At 58.8% G+C, this 25,174-nt stretch carries 22 protein-coding genes, 4 pseudogenes and 1 riboswitch; of the genes and pseudogenes, 12 read left to right on the forward strand and 14 right to left on the reverse strand.

The genetic code is table 11. The features are described from left to right. Window positions 1–959: 959 nt before the first annotated feature. The 8 genes and pseudogenes from istB to P3T24_RS28440 all read right to left on the reverse strand — a co-directional run bounded on the left by istB (window position 960) and on the right by P3T24_RS28440 (window position 9,412). Window positions 960–1,730 (reverse strand): annotated as a pseudogene (gene istB / locus P3T24_RS28405) (IS21-like element helper ATPase IstB). A 32-nt stretch (window positions 1,731–1,762) separates the two neighbouring features. Then, window positions 1,763–2,101, reverse strand: a pseudogene (locus P3T24_RS28410) (IS21 family transposase); the annotation flags it as partial. A 597-nt stretch (window positions 2,102–2,698) separates the two neighbouring features. Next, on the reverse strand, window positions 2,699–3,058 hold the full coding sequence (locus P3T24_RS28415) for a hypothetical protein (RefSeq protein ID WP_429439816.1): 360 nt from the start codon (window positions 3,056–3,058) through the stop codon (window positions 2,699–2,701). Between the two features lie 72 nt (window positions 3,059–3,130). Beyond that, window positions 3,131–3,310 carry a hypothetical protein gene (locus tag P3T24_RS28420; RefSeq protein ID WP_074265619.1) on the reverse strand — a complete coding sequence of 60 codons (180 nt, stop codon included), beginning with the start codon at window positions 3,308–3,310 and terminating at the stop codon, window positions 3,131–3,133. 2,019 nt (window positions 3,311–5,329) lie between these two features. Continuing rightward, on the reverse strand, window positions 5,330–7,288 hold the full coding sequence (locus tag P3T24_RS28425; protein WP_429408670.1) for an AAA family ATPase: 1,959 nt from the start codon (window positions 7,286–7,288) through the stop codon (window positions 5,330–5,332). An 871-nt stretch (window positions 7,289–8,159) separates the two neighbouring features. After that, window positions 8,160–8,486 carry a hypothetical protein gene (locus P3T24_RS28430; protein ID WP_429408669.1) on the reverse strand — a complete coding sequence of 109 codons (327 nt, stop codon included), beginning with the start codon at window positions 8,484–8,486 and terminating at the stop codon, window positions 8,160–8,162. Next, on the reverse strand, window positions 8,486–8,851 hold the full coding sequence (locus P3T24_RS28435) for a hypothetical protein (protein ID WP_429439819.1): 366 nt from the start codon (window positions 8,849–8,851) through the stop codon (window positions 8,486–8,488). The genes P3T24_RS28430 and P3T24_RS28435 overlap by 1 nt, the downstream gene beginning before the upstream one ends. Window positions 8,852–9,052: 201 nt before the next feature. Further along, on the reverse strand, window positions 9,053–9,412 hold the full coding sequence (locus tag P3T24_RS28440) for a hypothetical protein (RefSeq protein WP_429408667.1): 360 nt from the start codon (window positions 9,410–9,412) through the stop codon (window positions 9,053–9,055). 921 nt (window positions 9,413–10,333) lie between these two features. Between P3T24_RS28440 and P3T24_RS28445 the strand changes: the two are divergent. Then, window positions 10,334–10,693 (forward strand): annotated as a pseudogene (locus P3T24_RS28445) (cupin domain-containing protein); the annotation flags it as partial. A gap of 151 nt (window positions 10,694–10,844) precedes the next feature. On the opposite strand, the gene P3T24_RS28450 reads toward P3T24_RS28445, so the two are convergent. Together P3T24_RS28450 and P3T24_RS28455 are read right to left on the reverse strand one after the other, a co-directional pair. Beyond that, window positions 10,845–11,435, reverse strand: coding sequence for a TMEM165/GDT1 family protein (locus P3T24_RS28450; RefSeq protein ID WP_074266189.1), 591 nt, complete (start codon window positions 11,433–11,435; stop codon window positions 10,845–10,847). A 12-nt stretch (window positions 11,436–11,447) separates the two neighbouring features. Next, window positions 11,448–11,631, reverse strand: a riboswitch (yybP-ykoY riboswitch). A 73-nt stretch (window positions 11,632–11,704) separates the two neighbouring features. Then, window positions 11,705–12,700 carry an alcohol dehydrogenase catalytic domain-containing protein gene (locus P3T24_RS28455; RefSeq protein WP_429439822.1) on the reverse strand — a complete coding sequence of 332 codons (996 nt, stop codon included), beginning with the start codon at window positions 12,698–12,700 and terminating at the stop codon, window positions 11,705–11,707. A 134-nt stretch (window positions 12,701–12,834) separates the two neighbouring features. Here P3T24_RS28455 and P3T24_RS28460 point away from each other — a divergent pair, with 134 nt between their 5' ends. The 4 genes from P3T24_RS28460 to P3T24_RS28475 all read left to right on the forward strand — a co-directional run bounded on the left by P3T24_RS28460 (window position 12,835) and on the right by P3T24_RS28475 (window position 16,926). Further along, window positions 12,835–13,728: a LysR substrate-binding domain-containing protein gene (locus P3T24_RS28460; RefSeq protein WP_429439825.1), complete on the forward strand. Its 894-nt coding sequence runs from the start codon at window positions 12,835–12,837 to the stop codon at window positions 13,726–13,728. Window positions 13,729–13,882: 154 nt separating this feature from the next. Next, window positions 13,883–14,623 (forward strand): ATP-binding cassette domain-containing protein, encoded by a 741-nt coding sequence (locus P3T24_RS28465; protein ID WP_074265626.1) that lies wholly within the window; start codon window positions 13,883–13,885, stop codon window positions 14,621–14,623. A 26-nt stretch (window positions 14,624–14,649) separates the two neighbouring features. Continuing rightward, on the forward strand, window positions 14,650–15,675 hold the full coding sequence (locus P3T24_RS28470; RefSeq protein ID WP_074265627.1) for an ABC transporter permease: 1,026 nt from the start codon (window positions 14,650–14,652) through the stop codon (window positions 15,673–15,675). A gap of 258 nt (window positions 15,676–15,933) precedes the next feature. Beyond that, window positions 15,934–16,926 carry a sugar-binding protein gene (locus P3T24_RS28475; protein ID WP_429439828.1) on the forward strand — a complete coding sequence of 331 codons (993 nt, stop codon included), beginning with the start codon at window positions 15,934–15,936 and terminating at the stop codon, window positions 16,924–16,926. Window positions 16,927–17,030: 104 nt separating this feature from the next. On the opposite strand, the gene P3T24_RS28480 is transcribed toward P3T24_RS28475, so the two are convergent. Then, complete coding sequence (locus tag P3T24_RS28480; protein ID WP_429408664.1) at window positions 17,031–17,804, reverse strand: SDR family NAD(P)-dependent oxidoreductase; 774 nt, start codon at window positions 17,802–17,804, stop codon at window positions 17,031–17,033. Between the two features lie 139 nt (window positions 17,805–17,943). Here P3T24_RS28480 and P3T24_RS28485 point away from each other — a divergent pair, with 139 nt between their 5' ends. Further along, window positions 17,944–18,828: a LysR substrate-binding domain-containing protein gene (locus tag P3T24_RS28485; protein ID WP_429408663.1), complete on the forward strand. Its 885-nt coding sequence runs from the start codon at window positions 17,944–17,946 to the stop codon at window positions 18,826–18,828. 79 nt (window positions 18,829–18,907) lie between these two features. Here P3T24_RS28485 and P3T24_RS28490 read toward each other — a convergent pair whose 3' ends face one another. Further along, on the reverse strand, window positions 18,908–19,213 hold the full coding sequence (locus P3T24_RS28490) for a hypothetical protein (protein ID WP_429439831.1): 306 nt from the start codon (window positions 19,211–19,213) through the stop codon (window positions 18,908–18,910). 147 nt (window positions 19,214–19,360) lie between these two features. On the opposite strand from P3T24_RS28490, the gene P3T24_RS28495 reads away from it, so the two are divergent. The 6 genes and pseudogenes from P3T24_RS28495 to P3T24_RS28520 all read left to right on the forward strand — a co-directional run bounded on the left by P3T24_RS28495 (window position 19,361) and on the right by P3T24_RS28520 (window position 23,678). Then, entirely contained in the window at window positions 19,361–20,020 is a 660-nt protein-coding gene (locus tag P3T24_RS28495; RefSeq protein WP_429439834.1) for a TetR/AcrR family transcriptional regulator, read from the forward strand. Between the two features lie 146 nt (window positions 20,021–20,166). Beyond that, window positions 20,167–20,454, forward strand: a complete 288-nt coding sequence (locus tag P3T24_RS28500) for a GCG_CRPN prefix-to-repeats domain-containing protein (RefSeq protein WP_074265631.1) — start codon at window positions 20,167–20,169, stop codon at window positions 20,452–20,454. Window positions 20,455–20,564: 110 nt separating this feature from the next. Continuing rightward, entirely contained in the window at window positions 20,565–21,137 is a 573-nt protein-coding gene (locus P3T24_RS28505) for a TetR/AcrR family transcriptional regulator (protein WP_429439837.1), read from the forward strand. An 83-nt stretch (window positions 21,138–21,220) separates the two neighbouring features. Continuing rightward, window positions 21,221–22,102, forward strand: coding sequence for an NmrA family NAD(P)-binding protein (locus P3T24_RS28510; protein ID WP_429439839.1), 882 nt, complete (start codon window positions 21,221–21,223; stop codon window positions 22,100–22,102). Between the two features lie 74 nt (window positions 22,103–22,176). Next, window positions 22,177–22,939, forward strand: a pseudogene (locus P3T24_RS28515) (SDR family oxidoreductase). Between the two features lie 22 nt (window positions 22,940–22,961). Continuing rightward, window positions 22,962–23,678, forward strand: coding sequence for a GNAT family N-acetyltransferase (locus P3T24_RS28520; RefSeq protein WP_429439842.1), 717 nt, complete (start codon window positions 22,962–22,964; stop codon window positions 23,676–23,678). A 70-nt stretch (window positions 23,679–23,748) separates the two neighbouring features. Here the strand turns inward: P3T24_RS28520 and P3T24_RS28525 are convergent, their stop codons facing one another. Beyond that, the gene (locus tag P3T24_RS28525; protein WP_429439844.1) at window positions 23,749–24,468 is read right to left on the reverse strand and encodes a sterol desaturase family protein; all 720 of its coding nucleotides are present in this window, start codon (window positions 24,466–24,468) and stop codon (window positions 23,749–23,751) included. Then, window positions 24,456–25,094, reverse strand: a complete 639-nt coding sequence (locus tag P3T24_RS28530; RefSeq protein WP_429439847.1) for a YebB family permuted papain-like enzyme — start codon at window positions 25,092–25,094, stop codon at window positions 24,456–24,458. The genes P3T24_RS28525 and P3T24_RS28530 overlap by 13 nt, the downstream gene beginning before the upstream one ends. Window positions 25,095–25,174: the final 80 nt, after the last annotated feature.

The following is a 25,174-nucleotide window of genomic DNA, read 5'->3' on the forward strand; positions in this document are numbered from 1 at the left end:
GCACTGAAGTACCGTTCCCCCCGGGAGTTCCGGCGAACCGCTGCATCATCAACTTAACGGTGTCTGCGTGTCCTGATTTACAGGGGCAACTCCACTGACCATCACGAGGGAAGCATCCACTGGCTTCTTCGCATAGGCCTCGCTGTCTCAAACGATTGCGCCTCCGCAAACTTAGAAGAATGGCACTAGCCCACTCCGCCGGGGGGCGTTTTGTATATTTGCGTTTAGAAGCACGGTTTTAACTCTCTCATTGCTCATCGGGAGATGGCGCAATCGTTGTCCAGTCAATGTGCGGAAGGCGTTCGATATCGCGGGTGCAACTGGTGGAACCCCCGCTTCGCCGATCCCACCCGGCGGATTGTCCATTTGAAGTATCGTGACAGAAACGTGAGGGATGTCACGCATTCGAGTTACAAGATAGTCGTTAAAGTTCGACTGCTCCCGAACGCCAGCAGATATCGATGAACGCTCGAACGGTGCACCCGAGATTCCCCAGATCACCCCCCTCCACCTGCCGTGTTAGGTTTTGGGGCATTACAGCCACTCCTGTGTCCACAGCAACCCATACGTTGTGCACGTGGATCTTGCCGGACTGTTCGTGCACGGAGATTTCAATCGCTTGCGCAGTGTGGGTTTCGAACATGTCGGAGTATGCAATACCCAATGCGTACCCGGGAGGACGTTTTCGCTCCCATTCTGACATCGAGCGTACCTATCGCAGAACGGCTTGTGCTCGGGGCTTGTCAGAAAGCGGTTCTAGTCGAAACTCAACCGTGTCAAACGCAATCTCAAATTGATACAGCTTCAGACGCAAACGCAATTTGAATTTGATACACCTGCTCATGCGATTATTAGCTGAGCGGTGTCTCCTTCGAATTGCGTTTGACGTCGTGCGCGTCGTTTAGGTGTGGCGGTGGGATGCGGTTGATCATGCCGGCCTGACGTTTTTCCTTCACCCTTTACGAGTCGCCAGAGATCGGCACGACGTGTGCGTGATGAAGCAGCCGGTCGAGGAGCGCTGCCGTGAGCGTTGCATCGTCAGCGAAGGTCTGGTCCTTGGGCGGCGACAATTATCTCGGCCGGCGCATTGACTCCGTCTAGGTCCCACTGCCCCAACGGAAGATTGCTGGTCAGGATGAGACTGCCGGTTTCGTACCGTTTGGCGACCACCTGGAAGAGCAGGTTCGCCTGCTCCCGATCAATGGGCAGATACCCCGTCTCGTCAATGATCAGTAGCCCGAGGGCTTCGTGATCCGCTTGATGGTTTCCTCCAGCTGGTTACGTCGCAACGCTGTCGTCAATTGCATCAGCAGATCGGCGGCAGTAATGAAGCGGGTGCGAAACCCGGCTTGTGTTGCGCGGTATCCAAGCGCGACAGCAAGATGGGTTTTACGAACGCCACTGGGTCCAGGGAGTACGACATTCTCTGCACGCTCCACAAAGGCGGGACTACCGAGTTCGAGGACCAGTGCTTTCGGCACGCCGAGCGCGAATTCGAAGTCGAATTCATCAAGCGTCTTGATTGCCGGTAAGCCAGCCAGACGCGTCAGCATCCGGCGCATGCGTTCCGCGCGTGCCATTGCTTCATCCTTCAGGGCCTGTTCGAGGAAGTCCAGATAGCCGAGCTCGCGCTTCGCGGCCATCTGGCCGAGGTGTGCAATCTATGTCGGCAAGTGCAGAAGGTTGAGCTGCTTGCACAACACAGTCAGTCGTTCGAGCTGTGGCGTCATGCGCTTACCTCCTGCGCGCGGCTAAACGCGTCTTAGACCGACAACGGGTGCTGCAACGATTTGTTCCACTCCGAGGTCGCGTACCATGATGCTGGTTTCGGCTGCTGATGTGGCGTCGCGCCCGTTCTAACCGATTGTCCCACGTAGGGTGCCGGCAGTGGCAGAAGATGCGCCCGCTCCTCGGGCAACACCGCGCCAGGAACCCGTTTGTTAGTGCCGTGCACACGGACGTTGGCGACGTCGCGCAACCGCAGCCTGACGCGCTCGTTGCACATGCCGCAGTCGGCGATGAGCTCTGCCCGTTTAAGCATTGAAACCAACGGGACCCAGAAGCTGTAGCGCAGATATCCATTCATACGCTCGAATTTGCCGCCGTCTTCGAGCGCCTGACGATGCTCACCGGAGGTCAGTCCTCAAAAAAGCTTTCCACCGGAACAAACTGCGGCCAAAGAAGCCCACCATCATGCCGTCGCCACCGGCACGGCAAAGACCAGAAAAATCGGCGCGGCTTAATCCGGGGCGCAGGAAACCGAGCGATCCCAATTCGCTCTGTGTGGGTCGTTAGCATTGTCCCACGCAGCGATAGTTGAGCTGCCTGCGGGCACGTATCATGTGTAATTGACGACTAGTACCTGCTACGCACTTCTTGCGAATTGAATGCCGTCTTTCACTACTGTATTGGGCTGAATGTATGTTCTCTATAAGGCGATCCATTCCAGCGACTTTCGCGGCGGCCAGCTTCCTCAGATCGTGCCTCGAGGCTTGACTGCGGGAACTGCCCCGCGGCTAAGGAAGAGCGGGAAAAAAGCTGTTCATCCCGCTCTTGGCGCCACAAAAACAATGCTTCAGACCATGCCGGATGGTCCTCCAGTGGATGTCTCACGATGCAATAGCGGAAATAGCAATAAGCGGGGTCGTGGCCGAAGGCGCGACCTCCAGGTGGACCCCCAGCTGTGCCTGGACATCCGTTACCCGACGAGCCGCACGCGCCTTATTGCGCTATCGATCATTGAACAGTATGCGGGCTCAATTGATTTGTCGTTCAGAACTGTCTGAAGCACATCTGCTATGTCTTCAATCTCAGCCTCCGCCGATTCCGGCCAAACAATCCATAGCGACAGCGGGTTTGCCGCGCTCGGAACGGGAATCGTGTGAATCTCGAAAGGCGCTTTTTCGTGCATGGCGAGTTGCTCATTCAATGCGTCGCGCAGGAGCTCGCCGAGAGAATTTCCTTCATTGTCACGCAGCAGCGTCAGCAGTGGCGTCGCCACAAGTGAATGCGGACTTGTGGCGAGCGCGATCCCATTCAGCTCTCCCTTATCGTCCACTTCACTGTGGAACAGGACGACCCGCGTCCCCCAACCGGTATCCTGATTAAAGCAGGGTGCCCGCCAGTCATTCTAAGCTTCGGCGTACTGCGACGTGGAGCGGATATGCGCCGCTTCCTTCTCGACCCGCCTGATGCGCTCGGCAAACTCAGTTTGCGGATAGAGAGTCGTGGCCGCATCATCGCGTGCGCACAACTCGGCGAGCGCAAGCGGCAATGGCCGCCTGACGATTGGACGGTCCAGCTTCCGCATGTGGATCAGGCATCTTCAAGAAGCGAACATAATTGTCGATTTTCCTGCTTTTTTCATTTCGTATTCCTAAGTAACTGGCAAGAGATCCAGATCTCGGTGACCGGGCAGAGTGGCGCCCGACGAATTCATTGCGCAATAAACCTTGACAAAAATTCGCTCGAATGCACCACGACTTTTGGGGGGCTTTTCGGCTTTCTACGGTCCCGAACATGTGCTAACGCCACCGGATATCCGCGGCATGCCCGAAGCCACTGCGCCGCTGGCTCTCCTTCCGGCACCTTAATATTTGGGGTCTTATCTTTCGCAATCGACGTCTCATGGGGTCGGCGAATTGCGCGATGCCGCATGTTCGCCCGGGCTAACTTCGATTGCGTGAAGCGTCGGTGCGCGTGCCCAGTCGCACAGTGAGACAAACGGCCCTTGCCCGGTAAGGAAATTAAACTGCCTTGCTATACAGATTCAGTCTGGCCGCGTACGGCACCGTAGTAGGTCCATCCCCTGTTTTATCGTTTCCATATCGACCGTCGCGTGCCCCGAAGCTAGCTTTGACCGCCGTGCAGACGTGCCGCGTACGGCGACTTGGCTGGGACCCACAAGCCCGCGGGCGGTTTCGGCAAGCGAGAAATGACGAGGCGCTGGAGGCACGTCGAGTCGGACTGGCCCACGGCGTAGCCTCGCTTCGGGCCAGGTTGCCTATCGCACTCTGCGGCCACCTGCCCGGAGCCGCGGGGTAAACTTTTTCGAAGTCTGCGCGCGAGCAGCGCGCACCGGACGCACCGGCAAACACGGGTCGGCAGGTTTGGAGAGGCAGGGATCAGGTCTGGCGCGGGCCAAGCGAGCACTATCGCAAAGCCGCCACCTTCTCTTCAGGGGGAAGACCCACGGCAAGCGCACCCTGCGCGCCTGTCTTGCTATAACTGCAGCCGTGAAATCGCGCGGGTGCGGAAGCCAAAGCTGGAATTCTGCAACAGCGTGTGTGTCCGCGTAGTCCCGGACCGCAAACGGCCGGTGCATGGCGGTACGTTTTCGCTTGCGAGGTGCCAATAGACCGTGTGTCGTCCACACCGTATCCGGTGCGGACGACACATGGGTGAACTACACGCTATCCCTTGCCACGGAGCCAGCGCGCAAGGTCAATCAAGGGCCGGGCGCAGTCAAGAAACAAGGCGCGGCACTCTGTCCAAAAGAGGTACCAGTATTTACGAACATCTTTCATGATTCATCCTCGACGGATTGGAAATTTTCATATGACGCGGCTATTAGCGAATGTATTCGTCACATACTTTCGGGCAGCTTTTGAGACAGGTCTGGTACGCGGCGTTCGCCTTCGGCAGTGCCGGCGGAGCATGCGAAATCCATAATGCTGCAGCAACGATGCCGCTACCAGACGTTGCGGCCGCAACCGCAAGCATCAGCAATGACAGATGGTGATCGTCGTAGTGAAAAAAATACCTCCACACCTTGCGAAACAATTTCATAAGGACTCCGATTTATATTTCACATGAAATGCGATCATCAGATAGTGGACACCCCACTGCCCGTCGCAATTCCAGTGTCTGTCACCGATTGCCAGACGCAAATACGCGCGTCGCCCCGGCTCAGGATCGTGGCCCGATACTTCCGATCTCAAAGGAAAGCGTTATCAGCAGTTTGGCTGCAGCCGTGCCCCGCCGGCGACGACCCACACGTGGCATTGCCTGGGGGGATGACAGTCGATACCGTAAGGACGGCCCCATGAGACCACGGCTCGGCACAACGTGGATATCGACCCAACGCCTGATTGCCGGGCGTACGGCCAAGGAGGACTCCCCCGACCCAAAGGCAGCGCGCCATTTTCTTGCCCTGACCAGCATGCCTGCGTGAGGGCGGATCAGATGAAACACGGATCGGTGGTCTGTGCTGGAAGGAACCCTCCCCGCTTCCGTAATTACGATAAGGCGCGCGGCTCATACTGTGGTGCGTTCCGGCACTGAAGGTCAAACGGTTTTAATGGCATGCACGGAAGCTTGGCCTTGCATGTCAACTCGTCGCTGATATGTCGACGTTCTCGACAAACACCGCGCGCGCCGCGAATGACACGTCGCTGACCCGCAACTGTGCGACGCTTCCTCGCATGGCGCGGACGGCGGCAATATTGACTGCATTTGTGATAACCGCGTCCGCATCTCCAATCGACCTGCCGTCAAGCACCATAACGCAGCGATCAAGCACCCCAGAAGCGACGGTATATCTGTTGCGTGTCATGTCCGCCAGCTTCCGGCTCGCATACGCACGCATGTCTTCGCGCGCCGGCACGTCGAAGCGGATTTTCTCCTCAAAGCGTCCACCACGTAGCGCCGCCTTGTCCAGGCGGTCGTAGTGATTGGTCGCCGCGATATACATTACGTCACGAACCTTTCCTTGAGCGCCACTCAAGGACGTGAGGATCTCGTTCGTCAAGACCTCGACGTTCGAGTAACGACGCTCCAGCAGCACGGGGTCCGCCTCGTCAATGAATACAATCGCCGGACGGATATCACTGGCTTCCCGTACCAGGTCGCCCCACGCACCCGGCTTGCCGATGAGCCTGGCACCCGTAGTCGACAGGAACCCCCACCCGCTCGCCTGGGCAATCGCCATCGCTGCTTCCGTCTTCCCGGTACCCGGAGGGCCGAAGAAGATCACGCCAGGGGGAAGGCTCCCCCCCATCTTCTCCAGGTTATGGACCTGCTGCATCTTGTAAGCCATATCGCGTAAAACGTCGCGTGACTCAGCCGGCATGATGATTTCTTCGATCGACTTCACGCCCACCGGCAGCCTGCCCTTGCGACCCTGCAGCAATCGCATCGCCTGCATCCCCAGATCAAACGTCACCGTGCCCGTCCCAAACCTGCCGTCCCTGCGCATTTCCGCCAGCTGGCCACCCACGCTCGCAAGGCGGCTCGCGCTAAAGCCGTCCCAGCGCTCTGCCAGACTCTCGACCACGACGGGATCAACCGCCGAGAAACCTAGGCTTTCGCCGATCGACCTGCGCAGGATTGCCACCCGTGCTTCCATGTCAGGTACCGGCACTTCAATCTTGAAATCGAAGCGACCTTCGCGGATCGCAGCACGGTCGAGCCGGTCGATGAAGTTTGAGGCTGCCACCAGCACCACACGCGTACCGTGCAGGCTGGTGATGTTCGTTAACATGACGTTGACCATATGGATATCCATCGAGTGCGAGCTGCCTTCGTCACGGACAGGCAGGATGGAGTCAACTTCATCGAGGAAGAGGACGCATACTCCGATGCGACGCGCCACCCTGAACATCGCGTCAATCTTCTGCGGAGTCTCGTTGATCCACTTCGACGCAAGGTCACCATAGGTGATTGCCATGAACGGCACCCTCAGTTCGCCAGCGAGCGCCTCCGCGAAAAGGGTCTTTCCGTTGCCAGGTTTTCCAAAGAGAAGGATCCCGTTTCGTTTGTCGCGACCGCCATGAATAATGCTCTCAGCGGCCGCCAGCAAACGCATCTTCGTTTCAGCCATGCCAATCAGGTCGCCAAACCGGTAGCGAGGCTGTCGCACGCTGTCATCGAACGAATAGGCCGGGTGCCGCTCCTGCACCGGATCACGTAGCGTCTGCGGCGCAGCCCCGGTGTTCGCAGCGATCCGGTCCGAGCCTGGCCGCCCGTAGCGCCAGTGGCGACGAATCATCATGGCGACGGCCGCTATCGTCCAGATAGCCGCCCCGGTTCGATTGAAACCACCTGAAGCGATCTCCAGACACGTCATGCCCGCGCTCAGGATAAGGAACGCAGCAAGCGTCCAGCGCGAGCTGTGCCGGTCCTGCACCCACACCGATGCGGCCGCGATTAAGGTAAGTCCGAGCAACTCGCGGCACGAATCAGCGCTCATCTGGTACCCCGCCGTAAATGAATGGATGGTGGCAACCATAAAAAGTCCCACGAAAACCCACCGCAGTACAAAGCAGGCGGGATGATTGAACCCGTTCATTGATTTACCTCAATTTGTATGTCGGAGACCAACAGCAGCACTCACCATGCAAGCGCTGCTGTTGCCGTCAATTGCTCCCGGAGCCAGGGCACGTCGTGCAGCGCCGGGCAGGTTTTTAGCGGCGCGGGACCGGATCCCACTGTCGCAGTGGCTTTCTGATCCGCTTTTTGACCGGGCGCATGCGTGCTGTGAGACGTACCCGCTTAGTTCTGCGCCGCTTCCAGCGTCTTTCCGCGCGTCGCAGCCGACCAATTCGACGTCTGAGATGGCTCGCGAGTCGCTGGCGCCAGAGTTCGATGACTTCAAGGGGGACCGAAGCCGGGACAAAGGCAGTAAGGCTTCCGCCGCTCATCCTGATAACTCCCTCACCGTGTTCCACAAAAATTGATGCTTTCATTTTCATCAATACTCCTATTTATATAAATTACGTTTGCCGTCTGATCTGACATGCCGGCTGGGCATCGTTCAAACGACGGGGTCACTTGCAGCGCCTCTGTTCGCGCACCCGGCGCGCAGCCCATATCGAGGCCACCACACAATCCCTGACACCCCCCCGGACCTAGGCGAACAACAGATCCCGTTGCATCCGGCAAGGTACAGCCGTGAACCGCTCGCAGAATCGGCCTGCGGAAGCAGCCCGTTTGCACAGCGTCATCAGCTGGAGCGGCCGGCCCAGGCCCTCCACCATGATGCGACCCAGGTCTGATACGAACCTTCCGCCTGCGGTACGGTCACGGCTTCATTCTTGACAACATGGTCAGGATGGCGTGCGGCCGGGTCGGTGCAAGCCACGCGGATCGGAACAACAGGAGCGAACGCTGCCCGCAAGACATCATGCAAGGCACATCGCTGCAAGGGCCCCGCTCTAGCCTCAATGTAGCCCCGGTGGTCCGGCCATGTTAGTTCCGGGCAACGCGTCAGGAAGTGCCTTCACATCGTTCGCAAGCATCAGCCATCCGACGACATTGCCACGTGCGTCACGCGGGAACAGAACGAGCGCCCAATGTGCAGTGACGGATCCACATCCATCCGCACCATGAATTTCCGGTACGGTGCCAACGCGATACGCGCCTTCCACCTCGATACACGCTCCGCAAGGCAGAGTCCCGTCTTCCTGCACCTGCTCATATTCCAGTCGCACGATCACCAATTCACCTGGTTTTTTCGCAGTGTCGGTTGCTAGGCGTTCAGCGTTCATCACGACTCCCTTTCCATATGTCCGCGGTGTGGATAGTGCAATATGACGCGTATGCCGTTGAAACCGAACAGGTAGCGCGCGTCACGGTCCAGGTCGAGAATTTCCAGGTCGAGGAGCGCTTCCAGGTCGCGCATGACTGACGTCTTCTCGCGAGCCTGGAGCGAAGCAATCGATTCCGCCGTCATTGGGCCTTCTTCCCGAAGCATTGTGACAATCTCCATCCTCTGGGCGGTCAATGCTTCTAGCAGCCGGGTCGGGTCGTCAAACAGCAGGAACCTCGAACCGTGAGACCACACGCTACTGCCGCAGGCAGTCCTTTCTTGTGCACGATCGAACGGAAAGTTCGCCAGGATAAGAAAATTCATGGTCACTCCTTTTGCATGAGCGGAACGCACGCGATCGTCAGCGCACGTTGTGCCGTGTCATGCGAACCTCAGGCATCAAAGGGTTGCAAACAGAACGGCCGTCGCACCCGGTAATCGCGAAAGCGTCAGGCACCGCCGTCACTGATCGCGAATGCAGCATTAAGCGGCCACAGGGACCGGGGCGACGACCGGTGGCTGGGTCTATCGACAAAACAGGATGGAAAATTCCTCGCAACTGTCGTCGAGAATCTGGTAGACCTCTTCGGCCCACTCTGCCCTGCTCGACCAGAACTCGAGGCCAAACGCCAGCGTGAACATCGACGTAGCGAATTTCAGCATGTCGAACAGCGCGAACACGGTACCTCTTCCATCCTTTCCAAGGACCGACTGCAGTACATCGATACCCCAGGTGAGCAGAAACCACGACAGCACCGAGAAGACGTGAGGAGCGGCCAGAAAGAGCACGCCGATGCCGTTGATAATCCAATGGACCGGGCGTGGCAGTTCGGCGTAAGCCGCATTGACGACGGAAAAGCGGGAACAGCGTTGACGGTTCTGCATGTGAATTCTCCTGGCTGTTGTTGGGACACAATCGTGTGTTCGTCGATCGAACCCACGAACACAGTCTCAGGTGCACTTCCGCAAATGCAAGTCACCAACAGCCTTTGGGAAAATCCAGCAGTCCGTACAGCAGCGGGATGGTTGGCAGCGTTGTCAAAGCGATAAAGCGATAACAAGTCTCACGGGTGGCCAGAAAAAAGTGCAGCCTTGAAAGACCTGACTGTTGCCTTTAAGCGGGACAACCGGTCGAATTCGCAGCGCGCCATTAAGCACCGCTCGCCACACGGACTCTGGCAGCAAGCAGATTTATCAACTTGAGGTGATCACATGTCCGGTCACGCAGAACAAGTCCAGATCATGCAGCCCGGAAGCGGTTCGCTTGGGGAGATTGGCGTGCAGCGATGGAAGCCGCGTCAGGCAATTCTTCGGTGCGGGTTCGGTACGCACCATCGACGCAGGTCGCTGGTTTGAGCCGTCCGATTCTCCTGTGCCAGCACAACCCCGGCTCGACAGAACAGCGGTAGCTCGCAATCATCGCAGTCGTTGAGGTGGTCTGGCTGGAGTGAAAACAACCTGACAGCACATCGGACAAAAGACGTTTTGCATTCGTCAACTGACGTGCCTTCGTCTAACAACGTTTTCACTACCGCGTACACGGGGTTCACCCGGTGACCATAACCGTAATTTTTATTGCACCGGATCCATTTGCTGATCGCGCCCAGGCAGAGGCGCCCCTTCATCGACCGTCACGCAGATCACTACCATCTGCGTCCGCCTACGAAAAGCCACCCTGTTCAACCCACACGGCGTGAGCTTTACGCGTGCATATCACACGGTCCAGCATGTGCCACCACGCAATCTGGATGGCCGCGCCGTCCCTCGCGTGAGCGGTCGCATACTCGCCATCCGGAACCTTCAATCTCCGTCACACATCGGCGCGTTGTGCGCCCTTGGGGTTCCTATGAAGGCATCGACCATGGTGTGCGCTTCCAAGTGAAGCGAATTGTCGTCAACCCGGCGGCCAAGATTAGTCTGCAGATGCATCACCATCGCGCAGAACACTGGATCGTGGTTAAAGGCACCGCGCTCGTCACCAACGGCGACCAGGAAATCATGCTGACAGAAAACCAGTCGACCTACATTCCAGTCGGGGTAACGCACCGGCTGATGAACACGGGCAAGATTCCCCTTGAACTGATCGAGGTTCAATCTGGAGCGTATCTGGGGGAAGACGACATCGTGCGCTTCGAGGACACTTACGGACGCGTAACACAAGCGTAGGCGAGCGCCTTGCGTCAAAGCGGTGCGCAAGTCAGCCGTTTCCCCTAGGTGCGGATGGGGATTGAACCCGTGAGACTCGCGCCGCGCATCCGGTTCTGAGCGAACGCCCGCCAGGATTAGACTGCCAATAATAAACAGAACCTGCGTCACGCTAAAACATCGGATGCGCATCCGGATACAGCGCCGTCCTCAGCGCAAGTCCACCCAACACCACAAAGATGATGGCCGCGAGAACGTGAACGGCCTTTGTCGGCAAGCGGTCGGCGAACTTGTGTCCCAGATAGATGACCGGCACGTTCGCCAGCATCATGCCCAGGGTCGTGCCCGCGACGACACCGAAAAACTCGTGAAAGCGCGCGGCTAGCGCGATGGTCACGATCTGGGTCTTGTCGCCCATCTCCGCGAGAAAGAAGGTCACGGCCGTTGTGCCGAAGACACCCATCGTATTTTTCGAAACCGCCGAATCGGCGTCGTCCAGTTTGTCCGGGATGAGAATCCACACGGCCATCACCGCGAACGATGCGACCACCGCCCAGTTGAGGATGCCGGGTCGCAACACACTCGCAAGCCACGCTCCCAACGCGCCGGACGCCGCATGGTTGATGAGCGTCGCGGCCAGCACGCCAAGAACGATGGGAATGGGCTTGCGATAGCGGGCCGCGAGCACGAGGGAGAGCAGTTGTGTTTTATCGCCGATTTCGGCCAGGCCAACAACGCTGGTTGAGACGAGAAAGGATTGCATGGGATGTTGTACCCGGGCCGCGCCGAAAAAACGCGATGACGCGCATTCCGGCGACCCGGTTAGGTCGGAATGCGTGTCATCGGTCTTGCCAGGCATTTCGCTGCGTACGCCATGGCAGATCTTGCGATTTGCCAAGTATGTTGACGTGCGCCCCTGAACGTCGCGTTCAGGGCGGCTACTCCCCAATGAGCAGGCGCGATTCTATCGCGCCGTGCATTACAGATGCAACCTTCCTGTCGGGATGGTTACAAATGCAATCGCCCGGTTACCTACGCTACGAGGACCGCCTTGGTCCCATCGGACGGCTGGTAAGCCATGGCCTCTTCGATCTGCTCGAAACTAAACTCCTTGCCGGTTCTGGTCCTGAACATCGGATCGTCGATCACCTCCCCGAGTGCTTTCAGCGCAGACACGAGCTTCGGTGGTTCCTTCGCTGTCCTGCTCTCGAAGTTGCTGAATCGCCTTATGGTCAGGTTCTTCATCATGAACAGCACGGACTGGATCGTGAGCGGCGCGCTCGCGCCGAGAAAGCCGTAGATGTAGATGGTGGAATTCATCGGCAGGCTGGGAACGATCTTCCCGAGCAGGTCGCCACCGACGCCATCGAATACCGCTGTCGTCCCTAGCTCAGCGGACAACGCGGCAAGCGTGTCGGTAAAGCCCTCGCTTGTCGCGATCACATGTTCCACGTCCAGTCCGCGGAGCGCTTGCCGCGCTGCTTCGGTGCGCACGAGAAAAATCGCCGGCAGGTTTCTGCGGAGCGCGAGTGAAGCGAGGGCATGTCCCGTGGCCGAATTTCCGGCCGTGACAATGACGCCCTTATGCCCCGCCTCGGCAATCTCTTCCAGAAACGCGAAGGCCGTCATGACATTGACCAGCGAACCGGAATAATCCCTCGCACGCACATGCTCGGGCAGAATCACGCAACTCGTGTAAGGCACCTGCGCTCTCTCGCACCACAGCCCGATACTCTCCGGCGTTCTGCCGAGCGACCGGTAGATCGCCACCTGCTTGCCCGCATATTCGGCCGGCACGCCTGCCCCCACTGCCACCACCCTCCCCGCTCCCGACGCACCCCATACGCCGTGCTGGCCGCCTCCCAGAGGGTTGCCCGCCGCGCCCGGCATTTTGAGGAACGTCTTGTCGCCATGATTAATGGCCGACGCGTCCATGTCGACAAGGATATGGCCCGGCGCAGGCTCGGTCGGGGTCGGGATGTCGCGCACTTCCAGCTCGCGGCTGGGTGTCACACAAATCGCTTTCATGGATCAGCTCCTGATGTTCCGGTTTAGGTGTCGACGACTGCACAGCCCGTAACATAAGCAACTTCATCCATTGCCGAAACGTAGCTTCAGGACATACCATCAATTCCACTTTGGAATGGATGATGGGGAAGCACATGGACCGACTGGATGCGATCCGGCTGTTTGTACGTCTCGTCGAATGCGGGAGTTTTTCGGCCGTAGGGCGCGAAGAGGGAATCGGACAACCTGCAGTCAGCAAGCAGATCGTTGCGCTGGAACGGTACCTCGGCGCACAACTCGTTTTGCGTACCTCGCGCCAGGTCGCGATCACGGATGCCGGACAGGCCTTCTATGATTCGGCGAGGCAACTGGTGGACGAGTTCGACGCGCTCGAGTCTTCAGTGGGCGCGCGTCAGCAGTCGCCCCGAGGTCTGGTCAGGCTCAGTACCGCGCCAGCACATGGCCGGCTTTGCATTACGCCGCTACTCCCCGAATTCTTTCGACGCTACCCGGACGTCGCGATCGAATTGTCCACGTCGGAGCGGCCCGTCGACCCGGTTGGAGAAGGTGTCGATCTGGCCATCCGTCATGGAAGACTGGTCGACTCTTCGCTCACCGCGAGGAAATTGTCCGAGACCGATTTCGTGCTGGTGGCAAGCCCTGGCTATCTTGCCGCGAAGGGCGCGCCGACCCGGCTTTCGGAGCTGGACGCGCACACCTGTATCGCGTTTGCAAAAGGGCGTGAGCGTAGCCCGTGGTCACTCAAGGTCGGTCGGGAAACCGTCTCTTACATTCCGCATGATTCGGTGATCACCGGCGATGCCGAGCATATTCGTGCGGCCGTGCTGTGCGGTCTCGGCATCGCACAGGCACCGTTCTGGTTGCTGGCCGAAGAGATCCGCTCCGGTGAGGTCAAGGTATTGCTGCCCGGCCTGCAACCGGAGAAGGTGCCGAGCCACGTTGTTTATCCGGCCGGCCGCCGGGTACCGATGCGAGTACGCGTATTCATCGAATACCTTGTTTCGGCCTTTGAGCGTCCCGAAGTTTGATACGCCGCGCCGCCCGTTCTATCGAAGGTAAACCCCGGTAGCCACATGTCTTGCGAAAAGGCACTGTTGTGCTATAAAAAAATGCTAGTCAGCGTATCTTCCGGTCGCCCTGCCGAAGAAACGGGCGGCTCCACTGGAGCGAGCACGATAATTTATGAGTCTGTTGGAGCTCAGAGACGTATCCAAACATTTCGGCGCCATTCACGCACTGAACGAAGTGACGTTCAGTCTGGAGGCCGGCGAGGTAGTCGGGCTCATGGGGGACAACGGTGCCGGCAAATCGACCCTGGTGAAGGTCATTGCCGGTAACTTTCCGCCATCGCACGGCGAGATTCTCATCGACGGCAAGGCAGTGCATTTCAACCGTCCGGTTGACGCCCGCGCCCAGGGAATCGAAGTCGTCTATCAGGACCTCGCGCTTTGCAACAACCTGACGGCAGCCGCCAATGTCTTCCTTGGACGTGAGCCGAGGATCGGCTTCGGGCCCATCCGCATTCTCGATCACGCGGCCATGTACCGGCGCGCCGGCGAACTCTTCAAAGAACTGAAATCGGAGACACGTCCCCTCGATCTGGTCCGGCAGATGTCGGGCGGCCAGCGGCAGGCCGTGGCGATCGCCCGCACGCGTCTGTCCGAAGCGCGGCTCGTCATCATGGACGAACCGACCGCAGCCATCAGCGTGCGCCAGGTGGCGGAGGTGCTCGATCTCATCAAGCGTCTCTCCGAACATGGCATTGCTGTCATTCTGATCAGCCACCGCATGCCTGACGTTTTCACGGTCGCCCATCGCGTGGTCGTCATGCGGCGCGGACACAAGGTTGCGGACAAAAAGATCGAAGCATCGTCTCCGGAAGAAGTCACCGGCCTCATCACCGGAGCGATTGCCACCGCCTGAATCTGACTCGCACGGGAGTCCCGAAATTGAACGATCCGCAGGAACAGCCCACACCCCTCTCGGCACTGCTCGATAATCCGCAGGCCGCGCGGACACATACCCGCTGGTCGGGGCTGCTCGCAAGCCAGGTGTTCTGGGTGGTCGCGGCCACGATCGTCGCCTGCGTCGTGCTCTCGTTCGTCACCTCCACGTTTGCGACGCAGCAGAATCTGTTCAACGTCACGCGCAACTTCGCTTTCGTTGCCATCGTCGCGCTCGGCATGATGGCCGTGATCGTCACGGGCGGCATCGATATTTCAGTCGGCTCGACGATCGGCCTCTCCGGCATCGTGCTCTCAGTGGTCATGAATGCCGGCTATCCGATCTGGGCCGGCATCGGCATGGGTCTTCTGACCGGCGGAGTCGTCGGCCTCGTGAACGGTTTCCTGATCGCCTATCTCGACATGCAGCCGTTTGTCGTGACGCTCGGCATGCTGAGCGTCGGCCGCAGCCTCGCGCTGGTGTTCTCCGGCAGCCGGACCATTTTCGATTTCGGTCCCGACGGCGCCAAGCTGCTCGCACTCGGCGGCGGCAAGACGCTCGGTCTCGCCAATCCTGTGTGGTTCCTGCTGGTCCTCGCCGTGCTGTTCTGGTTCGCCTTTGCGTTTACGCGCTGGGGCCGCTACGTGTTCGCGGTCGGCGGCAACCGCCATGCGGCCAATCTCACGGGCGTGCCGGTGCGTCGCATCATCTGCTCCGTCTATCTGCTCGCCGGGCTCATGGCGGGCGTCGCGGCCATTCTCGAAGTCGGCTGGCTCGGCGCGGTGACGACGGGCCTCGGCACCGGCGACGAATTGCGCGTGATCGCCGCGACCGTGATCGGCGGCACGAATCTGATGGGCGGGATCGGCAGCGCGTTTGGGACCGTGGTCGGCGCCGCACTCATCGAAGTGATCCGCAACAGCCTGATCCTGCTCGGCGTGGACTCGTTCTGGCAGGGGACGGTCGTGGGTGCGTTCATCATCGTCGCCGTGCTGTTCAACCGGCTGGGTGGCGAGCGGCAGGGAGATTGACATGTCTTCGGACGCACTGGCCGCGATTGCGACCGGTGCCTGGAGTGCGACCGGGCGAGATGCGGAACTGCCGGACGCAGGGGCTCACAAGAAACGCCATGTTCCGCAAGAAGGTTAAGGTCCGGCGACGGACTTGCCTTGCGATTATTACGACAATCGTGCGAGCAGACATAGGCACCGCAGAGCCGGCGCCTATTACTTTGTATGAGACCGGACGAGGCGCCAGAGCGCTCACTCCGGCCGACACAGGAGGCGACAATGAAGAAAATGTTGATGTGTCTTGCTGCGATCGGAGGGCTCGCTGTACTGGGCACCTCCGCGTCCGCAGCCGATAAAACCCTGGCGCTGGTCGTGAAGGGGCTCGACAACCCCTACTTCGACCTAATGCATCAGGGATGCGACCGGGCGAACAAGGAGCTCGGCAAACAGGGCTACACCTGCTACTACACTGGTCCCGCGACCGCCGCTGACGAAAGCGCCGAAGTGCAGATCATCGACGACCTGTTGACCAAGGGCGTATCGGCCATCGCGATTTCGCCTGCGAACGCTCCGGCCGTGGCGGAAGAATTGCGCCGCCGCAATGTGACGATCCCGGTCATTACTGCGGATGCCGATCTGTTGCCGAAGGATGCGTCGCTGCGCAAGACTTATGTCGGCACCGACAACTACGAACTGGGCGTCAAGCTCGGCGAGCAGTTGAAGCTGCTGATGCCCAAGGGCGGCAATATCTGCCTCGTCATGGGGAACCCCGCGGCCGAGAACATCAACCAGCGCGCAGCAGGTACGCGTGACACACTCGCCGGCAAGAAGGGCGTCCAGAAGCTGGCGGGAGAAAACGGCTGGAAGGAAATCAGCGCCTGTCCGCTTTACGTGAATGACGATGCCGCCAAGGCGAACCAGATGATGCAGGACACGCTGACGGCCAACGCGACCGGCCTCGATGCCTTCGTGCTCGAGGGCGGTTGGCCGCTGTTTGCACCGCAAGCCTATTCGCAGGTCGTTCAGCCGATCATGGACAAGATCAATAGCGGCAAGTTCGTGATCGTCTCGGCGGATACGCTCGGACCGGAGATCCAGGCGCTCAAGGATCACAAGGTCAACGTGCTCGTCGGCCAGCGGCCGGAGGAAATGGGCTACCGGTCAGCCATGGTCATGCGTGATCTCGCCGATGGCAAGACGGTGCCGCCGGTCATCCATACGGGTCTCGACACATGCACCTGGAAGAACGCCGACACCTGTCTCAAGCATTGAGGACGGGTAGCGTCCATTAGTTGCGGGGATGGATGAGGAGCCGAGGCAGTGATGCCTCGGCTTTTTTAATCGGCGCTTTGTAGAACAGGCCATGCCCCCGCGGCTTAGGCGATCGAATAGCCGCCGTCGACCAGAAGGCCGTGCCCGGAGATGAACGAGGCGTCGTCCGAGGCCAGGAAAGCAACGACCGCAGCCGTCTCTTCCGGGGTGCCCGCGCGGCCCGGCACCGTAGTTGCCGCAAAGGCGTCCTTCGCTTCCGCGCTCGGCCAGATGCGGTCCTGGAACGGCGTGTCGATGATGCCCGGATTGACAGCGTTCACTCGAACCCCTTGCTTGAACAGTTCGATCGCAGCCGTCTTGGTAAGGCCAAGGACCGCGTGCTTGCTGGCGACATACAGGCCCGCGTTGCCAAAGCCGATCACCCCGCCCATGGACGCATTATTGATGATCGTGCCGCCGCCCTGCGCGAGCATGGCCTTGGCCTCGTGCTTCATTGACCAGAACACGCCACGAACATTGGCGTTGAAAATCGTCTCGTAGGTCTCGTTGGTCTGCTCGACGAAGGGCGAGAACGCCCCCTCGGTACCGGCGTTGTTGAATGCGACGTCGATACGCCCATAAATCGAAATCGTCTTTGCGATGAGGTCGATCACGCTTTGCTCGACGTTGACGTCTGCGACGACGGCCGAGGCCTCGTAGCCGCCGCGTTTGATCTCGGCAACGAGTTCCTCGAGTTCCGATTGCCGACGGGCACTTGCAACGACCCTGGCACCACGGCGGGCAAGTTCAATGGCCGTGGCGCGGCCAATGCCGGAACTTGCACCGGTCACCAGCGCGACCTTGCCGGACAGCGTTTGAGGATAGACAGAGGCGTTCATTTGTATCTCCAGAATCGATAAGTGGGTCTCAAGAAAAGGATCGGGACCGTTCCCGCTCACTCCTTGATGCAATTCTGGAGCTCCAAATTGTTATGATAAAGTGGCCAATCTTTCGTACGATGCTGAATGAAATTCATCAATGGAAAACGCTGAGCTGGCAGAGCTGGCCGTGTTCGCGGCGGTCGCGAGGCACTTGAGCTTCAGGCAGGCGGCTACCGAACGAGGCACCTCGTCCTCGGCGATCAGTCATTCAATCCGCAGCCTCGAGTCCCGGGTCGGCGTGCGGCTTTTCCATCGCACCACGCGGAGTGTTTCGCTGACCGAAGCCGGCGAGATGTTGCGTGCCCGGCTAGAACCCGCGCTGACCGACATGCGGGCAGCAGTGGATGAACTAAACTCGTTTCGTGCGACACCATTCGGCACGGTGCGCATCAACGTTCCGAACTCGATTGCGCCGTTTGTGCTTGGCGACGCCATAGAGACGCTGCTAAAGAGCAACCCTGGGCTAAAGCTGGAGATAATCGCGACCGACACGCTGGTCGACATTGTCGAGGAAGGCTTCGACGCGGGCATTCGTTTTGGCGAGCGTCTGACGCAGGACATGATTGCGGTGCGTATCAAATCGAAGTTCCGCTTTATCGTCGTCGGTTCGCCGGGGTACTTCAAGGGAAAGCAGATTCCAGGCACACCGTACGATCTGAAGAACCACACGTGCATCCGCTATGCGTTTCCGAGCGGCACGATCTTTCATTGGGAATTCTTCAGAAACGGCGAAGTCGTCCAGGTCGAAGTCGATGGACCGCTCACCGTCGATAGTCAGGAACTCATGGCAGACGCCGCCGCACGCGGCCTAGGGCTCGCGTATGTCTGGGAAGATCGAGCGGCGCCTTATCTGCGTAGCGGGAAACTCAAGCGATGCCTCGAAGACTGGAGCGCTATCGACGAGGGGTTGTTTCTGTACTTCCCGAGCCGCAGACATCAGTCGGCCGGGCTGAGGGCGCTGATCGAGGCGCTGAAGGCCTAGGTCCGGGCCGCGGGCCTCGCGTGTCGATCGCAGCGCCTCGCCTCGCGGCGAGCGTGCGCGTCGGCTTCATACCGAGTCGCTACTCCCACGTCTTGCGGGCTTTGCCGAAGTGGATCGCCGAAAAAACGCCCATCACGACGAAACCAAGACATCCTGCGACGAGCGCGGGGTCGGTCGCGGCCGGAATTCCATGGCGCGCAAGAAGAAAGCCTCCAACCAGAAGGTTGGCACAACCCCAGAGGACATTAACGAGCGGTGACGAACGCCCTATTCCTCTGGGCGTTGCGAAGGGAGTGGGAAATGCCTCTCCCCTCAAGCCGCTCGCGAGATGCGGCAAGGAATTGCAGATGAATAGCCCGGAAAAGAACATTGCGACGTAGTACATGGCGGTAACCTGAGAGTTGTCTGGATATGCGAGGGTATCCTCTCATAATTGAGATACTAGAGGCAAGCCTCGCATAAGTAATTTGAGGTCCTGGGAAGAGAAGCCGTCTTTCTTGCGCTATTGTTTCGTTACAACGGCCGGGGAAATATGAGAGGATTCGCTCTCAAAACCTCAACTATCTTCAGCGAAAAACTCGTTCCCATGCCATCCACCCGTCCTACCGTCGCGCAAGAACCAAAGAGACAGCGAGGCCGCGATCGCGTCGCGGCCATCATCGAGGCGGGCGTCAAGCTGTTTAAAGAAAGGGGCTTTGACGCGGCGACGATGACCGAGATTGCAGCGCAGTCGGGGACGGCGATTGGCTCGCTTTACCGGTTCTTTCCATCCAAAGAGGCGCTAGCAGACGCACTGCTCCTGCAGTACGCCCAACTTGTCGCGACGGAGTTGACGGCACTCGAAACGAAAGTGTCGGGCATGTCGCCTGACGAAGTGGCCGATGCACTGGTGGATTTCTCGCTATCAGTGCGCCCGCAGCACAGCTTTGCGATTTCACTGCTGGAGGAACGCGGCGGTCGAGACGAGAAACGCGTCGAGTTCAGGGATGCCATGCGTAGCCACGTTGCAAAGATACTTCGCAGAGCGATTCCCGACCTGGGAACCGCCCGGTCGAGAACCATGGCTATTGTCGTCTTGCATACGCTCAAAGCCGTGACACGGGCCGAAACAGAAGCGCCCGCCACACGGACGCAAATCCTCTCGGAAATTCGCAAGCTGCTGCGCGTATACATCGCCTCGGCTCATGACTGAGCGCCACTGGATGCGCACGCCAGAAGCCTCGCAAAAACGATAAGAAGCAGCCACGGCAAAGGCGCTCATTTTTGGCTAATTCTCGCCACGCAGAATGGCTCCTGTCAGCAAGAGCGTCTCACCCACACATGCGACAGGAGCCAATCATGAACATGAAACTTACTGCGTCACTCGTTATCGCTACGACAGCGTTAGCGTTTTCCATCGGCAACGCACAAGCAGCACAAGGCTGCGGACCGGGAGGATGGAGGAATGCCTGGGGTCAATGCCGTTATGCGGCTCCGGTTATCGTCCAGACCGCCCCGGTCGTTTACGCCGCACCTGCGGCCCCCGTTTCGAACTACGCCTGCCCGCCGGGATACTGGCTCGGTCCGTGGGGACATTGCCGCAACACGCCCTACCATGGCCGTTTGCCGAACGGGATGTACCAGTGAGGCCGCCTGATGCATCGATCATGCGTCGCAATCGCACTGCGTGGACGGGTTGACTTTCTTTTAGATGATAACCATCATCTAAATCATGATGTCACCGGGAGCCACGAATCATGAGGAAATCCAAGGCAGAAACCGCCGAGACTCGTCAGCGAATCGTCGAGGTGGCCGCACGGGAATTCAGGGCCAACGGCATCCAGACAACTGGCGTCGCCGACCTGATGTCCGAGGCGGGACTGTCCCATGGCGGCTTCTACCGGCACTTCGACTCGAAAGATCAACTGGTCGCTGAAGCATGCGAAGCGGGACTGGCCACCATGATCGGCGAGCTCGAGGAAGCGGCCAAGGGCAGCGAAGGCAAGGACGGTTTCAGGGCTATCGTTGAAGCTTATGTTTCGTCGACGCATCGCGACGAGCCGGAACATGGCTGCCCGCTTGCCGGTCTGGGGAGTGAATTGGCACGCGCCGACGAACAGGCCCGCGCCGCGGCCTCACACGGGTTTGATGAGCTCGTCGAAGTATTGGCGAAACGCATCGGGCGCCGGCAGCGGGAAGCGGCAAGGTCCGAGGCTGTCTTCGCGCTCTCGGCCATGATCGGCGCCATCACGATGTCGCGAATCATTGCAGACCCCGACGCTTCACTGTCGGTATTGCAGGACGTCAGGCGACACCTCGAAGCGATCTAGGTATTCCCGGAGATTTTGCATCCGTCACTTTCTTTGACTTTTTGTGTGCATATACACCCACAGTGCGCATTGGAGAATCCACCATGAAGCAACATCAATACCTCATCACCGGCGCCACTGGAAAAACGGGCGTCCATACGGTTCGAAATCTTCTCAAAGGTGGACATGCAGTTCGCGCGTTCGTCCACAAGGAGGACGAACGGAGTGCAACGTTGCGCAAGGAAGGTGCCGAAGTCGTGGTTGGCGATCTTCTCGAGCATGACGATGTCATTCGTGCAATGACCGGTGTGACGGGCGCGTATCTTTGTTATCCCGTGCTTCCCGGCTATATCCAGGCCACCGCGTACTTCGCGGACGCTGCGAGACGCGCAGGCGTTGAGGTTGTCGTGGAGATGTCGCAGATCTCCGCGCGGGAAGACTCAAAGAGTCATGCCGCACGCGATCACTGGATTGCAGAACGTGTGCTCGACTGGTCCGGTGTGCCGACCGTCCACATTCGCCCGACCTTCTTCTCCGAATGGCTCACCTTCCCGTGGGTGCTCGATTCGATCGTGCAGGAAGGCAAGATCACGCTGCCATACGGCGCGGGACGCCATGCGCCAATCGCAGCGGAAGACCAGGCTCGCCTGATCGCCGCTGTGCTTACACAACCGGCTAGCCATATCGGCAAGACTTATCCGTTGCTTGGCCCCGTCGAACTGAACCAGCAAGAGATTGCCGATGAGATCGGCAAGGTCCTGGGCCGCAAGATCACCTATAGCCCGTCGACCATCGAACAATATCGCGAGCATCTGGAGAAATACGGTCTGCCGGAATTCCTGATCCAGCATTTTCTCGCGATCGCTGTTGACTACCAGAACGGAATTTTCTCCGGAGCGGACGGCGTCATCAGTGAGATCACCGGGCGAGTCCCGCAAACCGTTGGTGAATTCGTGCAAGCCAATCGCCACGCGTTCGAGCAGTAATTTTTCCAGGTATGCGGCTTTTTTAGTCTGTCAAAACATACTTCTCATACAGTAATCTTAAAGGAGTACGAATCATGAAGCTCAGCGGGAATACTATTTTCATTACCGGCGCAACCTCAGGCATCGGCCGCGGCCTCGCCGAAGCATTTCATAGCAGGGGCAACAAGGTCATTATCGGCGGCCGTCGAAAAGCCTTGCTCGATGAAGTGACGCGGGCCAACCCCGGCATGGATGCAGTCGAGATCGACGTGAGCAGTCCGGCGCAAATCGCCAGCGTGACCGAGAGCCTGAAGCAAAAGTACCCGGCGCTCAATGTCCTCATCAACAACGCGGGCATCATGCCATTCGACGATGTCACCGGTCCACTGGATGACGCACAGGCAGTCCATCTGGTGAACACCAATCTGCTGGGCCCCGTCCGGATCAGCGGTGCATTGATCGAACATCTGAAGAAGCAGCCGGAAGCATTTATCATTAACAACAGTTCGGTTGTAGCGTACATTCCGATGTCGATGGCCGCACTGTATTCGCGCAACCAAGGCCGCAATCCATTCATACTCGCTGTCCCAACGTTTTGCGTTGCGTGAGACAAGCGTGCAGGTGCTGGAGATCGCACCGCCCTGGGTCGATACCGATCTGATATACAAGAGCGGCGACGCGCGCGCGATGCAACTGGAACCCTTCATTGCGGAAACCATGGCGTTGCTCGAGACCGCCAGCACGGAGGTCGTCGTTGAAGCGGGCCAGCAGTTGCGCAACAGCGCCGGGCCGAATGAGCATGAGGTCGTGAACTACCTCAACCAGATGATCATCGACAACCCTTTGCCGATGCCTTAACAGACTTAACGCAGGAGAAGCGATGTCTGAAGCAAAACCCCGAAGCGACGCGAACGGCACTCATCCTCTCGACGCGGTGATATGGAACGCGCTCGCTGGCAAGCAGAATCACCTGGCAATCGGGGATGCTCGCGCACGGCGGTATCCGACGGATATCGGGCGTTTTGCTGCCGTGGCCGATCACAGCCCGGAGTCCTTTGAGGCATTGCGTTCGCTGATCGACGCACAGGACTCGGTTGCCCTGGTTACCGCGGATGAGGTTGCGTTGCCTTCCGGGTTCTCTGTCATCAGGCGCGCGGCATTGCTTCAGATGATCTGGCAAGGCAAGCTCGGTCAACAGAACGAACTGCAGCATGTCAGCCTCGCCGGGGCCGATGTCCCAGACATGCTCGCTCTGACCGCTGCCACGGAGCCGGGTCCCTTTGGCCCACGCACCATTGAACTCGGTCAATACATTGGTGTTCGTAGTGAGGGCAAGCTGGCCGCGATGGCCGGCGAACGCATGAGGCTTGACGGCTTCACCGAGATTAGCGCCGTTTGCGTGGATCCGGCGTTTCGGGGCCGCGGTTATGCCGGCGATCTGATGAAGCTGCTGATTGCGGCGATCAGCGCACGCGGCGAGACACCGTTTCTGCACGTTTTCACATCGAACCAGTCTGCAATAGCGCTGTATCGCAAGCTGGGGTTTGTTGACCGGCATGAGATGCATCTGGCGGTGGTTAGCGACGCGCGGGGTTAGACGGCCCGTGAAAGCCACACGCACGGCACGAGACTCGAAGTTCAAACTTCGAATCTCGAAGCCGAACGGCTCACCGGCGATGCACGTCCTGGTAGAGAATCATATCCTTCAGCCTCTGCTCCTTGTCGCCGTCAAAGCCACACTGACCATCCCACGTAACGGGGTTTTGATAGGTTCCAAAGATCATGTCCCACCAGGTAATATCGCCGTAGTTGTTCCTGTGCGATCCGAGTTCATGGTGAATACGATGCATCTCAGGGCGCTGAAAAAAGAAGCCGACCCAACGAGGTGTCCTGCAGTTCGTGTGGTAGAAAAACTCGCCGACGGCCGTGCAAAACGTATAAACAACGCCTGCCTGGATTGAAAGGCCCAGCAACGAGTAGACGAGGAGGCTCCCGAGCACGGAGTTGACCACCATCTCTCCCGGGTGCTTGTAAAACGAGGTGATCACTTCCAGCCTCTGCGGACTATGGTGAATCTGGTGAAACAGCCGCCAGAGAACTCCGGATTCATGGCGCCAGCGATGCCACCAATAGAACACAAAGGTCGCGATGAAATAGGCGCAGATACCGCCAACGCCGGGCGTCATGTATCGCGAGAAATGAAACAGCGAATGCGCCGATAGCCACTTCTCCCAGGTCATCCCGGCCACCACGACGACACAAAGTTGCACCGCGTTCATGAGAAGGACTCGCACTGGCCAGGTGCGGATATGAGGCAGGCGCCAGCCGGGACGAATTGTCTCCAGCGCCAGGCAGCAACCGAAGAGAAAAAAGATTATAGGGAGCATGATGAGGATTCCCTATCGTCGGCAGCAGGCACTGCGGTGCCGGGCTCGCGCCAGTTATCCAGCAGAACGTTGACATCGGGGCTCTCAAGCAGGCTTGCGGGTGTCACTGTGCGGCGTTGCCATGGAATTCGACCGAAATACCAAAGTCTCCAGAATCCGGTTCGGGGATTCGAATTCCGGCTGAACAGCATTTCAAAGGTTTCGACGTCGCCTATCAGGATGCCTGTTGCCTCGAAGATCGCTTCCCGGACGAAGCGCGAGCAGAACTGGCGCCGCGACTCCAGATTGAAGCCGGTGTCGTACAGAACCCCTATGCGCCGCGTTGCCGCCGAGACCAGTAAGCTTTCCTGCTTGTTTCCAAGTGGCTGCCTGAGTCGCGCAACCGCAAACGCACCATGCTCGGAGCGGGCGAGAAACTTTGATAACAACGTGATGCGTGACAACGGAAAAGTACTCTCCGCGATGAGCCAATCGCCTCCACGATTGCCAACAACGATCCCGACGTGGTTCGTCCACGAACAAGTTGCGCTTGCAACTTCGAGAAATGGCCTTGCGGTGACCCTGATGAATATCAGGTCTCCGATTCGCAAGTACCGATGCGCGTTTGCGCGATTGAAAGTGGACATGGCGACCCTCCTCCGTTCATGGCATGAGGGGCAGGATGTCACCGGGTCGCCTTATTCGCACCTATTCTTTGTCAAACATG

Origin of the sequence: Paraburkholderia sp. GAS33 (assembly GCF_050436645.1) — a bacterium.
GTDB lineage: Bacteria > Pseudomonadota > Gammaproteobacteria > Burkholderiales > Burkholderiaceae > Paraburkholderia > Paraburkholderia phenazinium_B.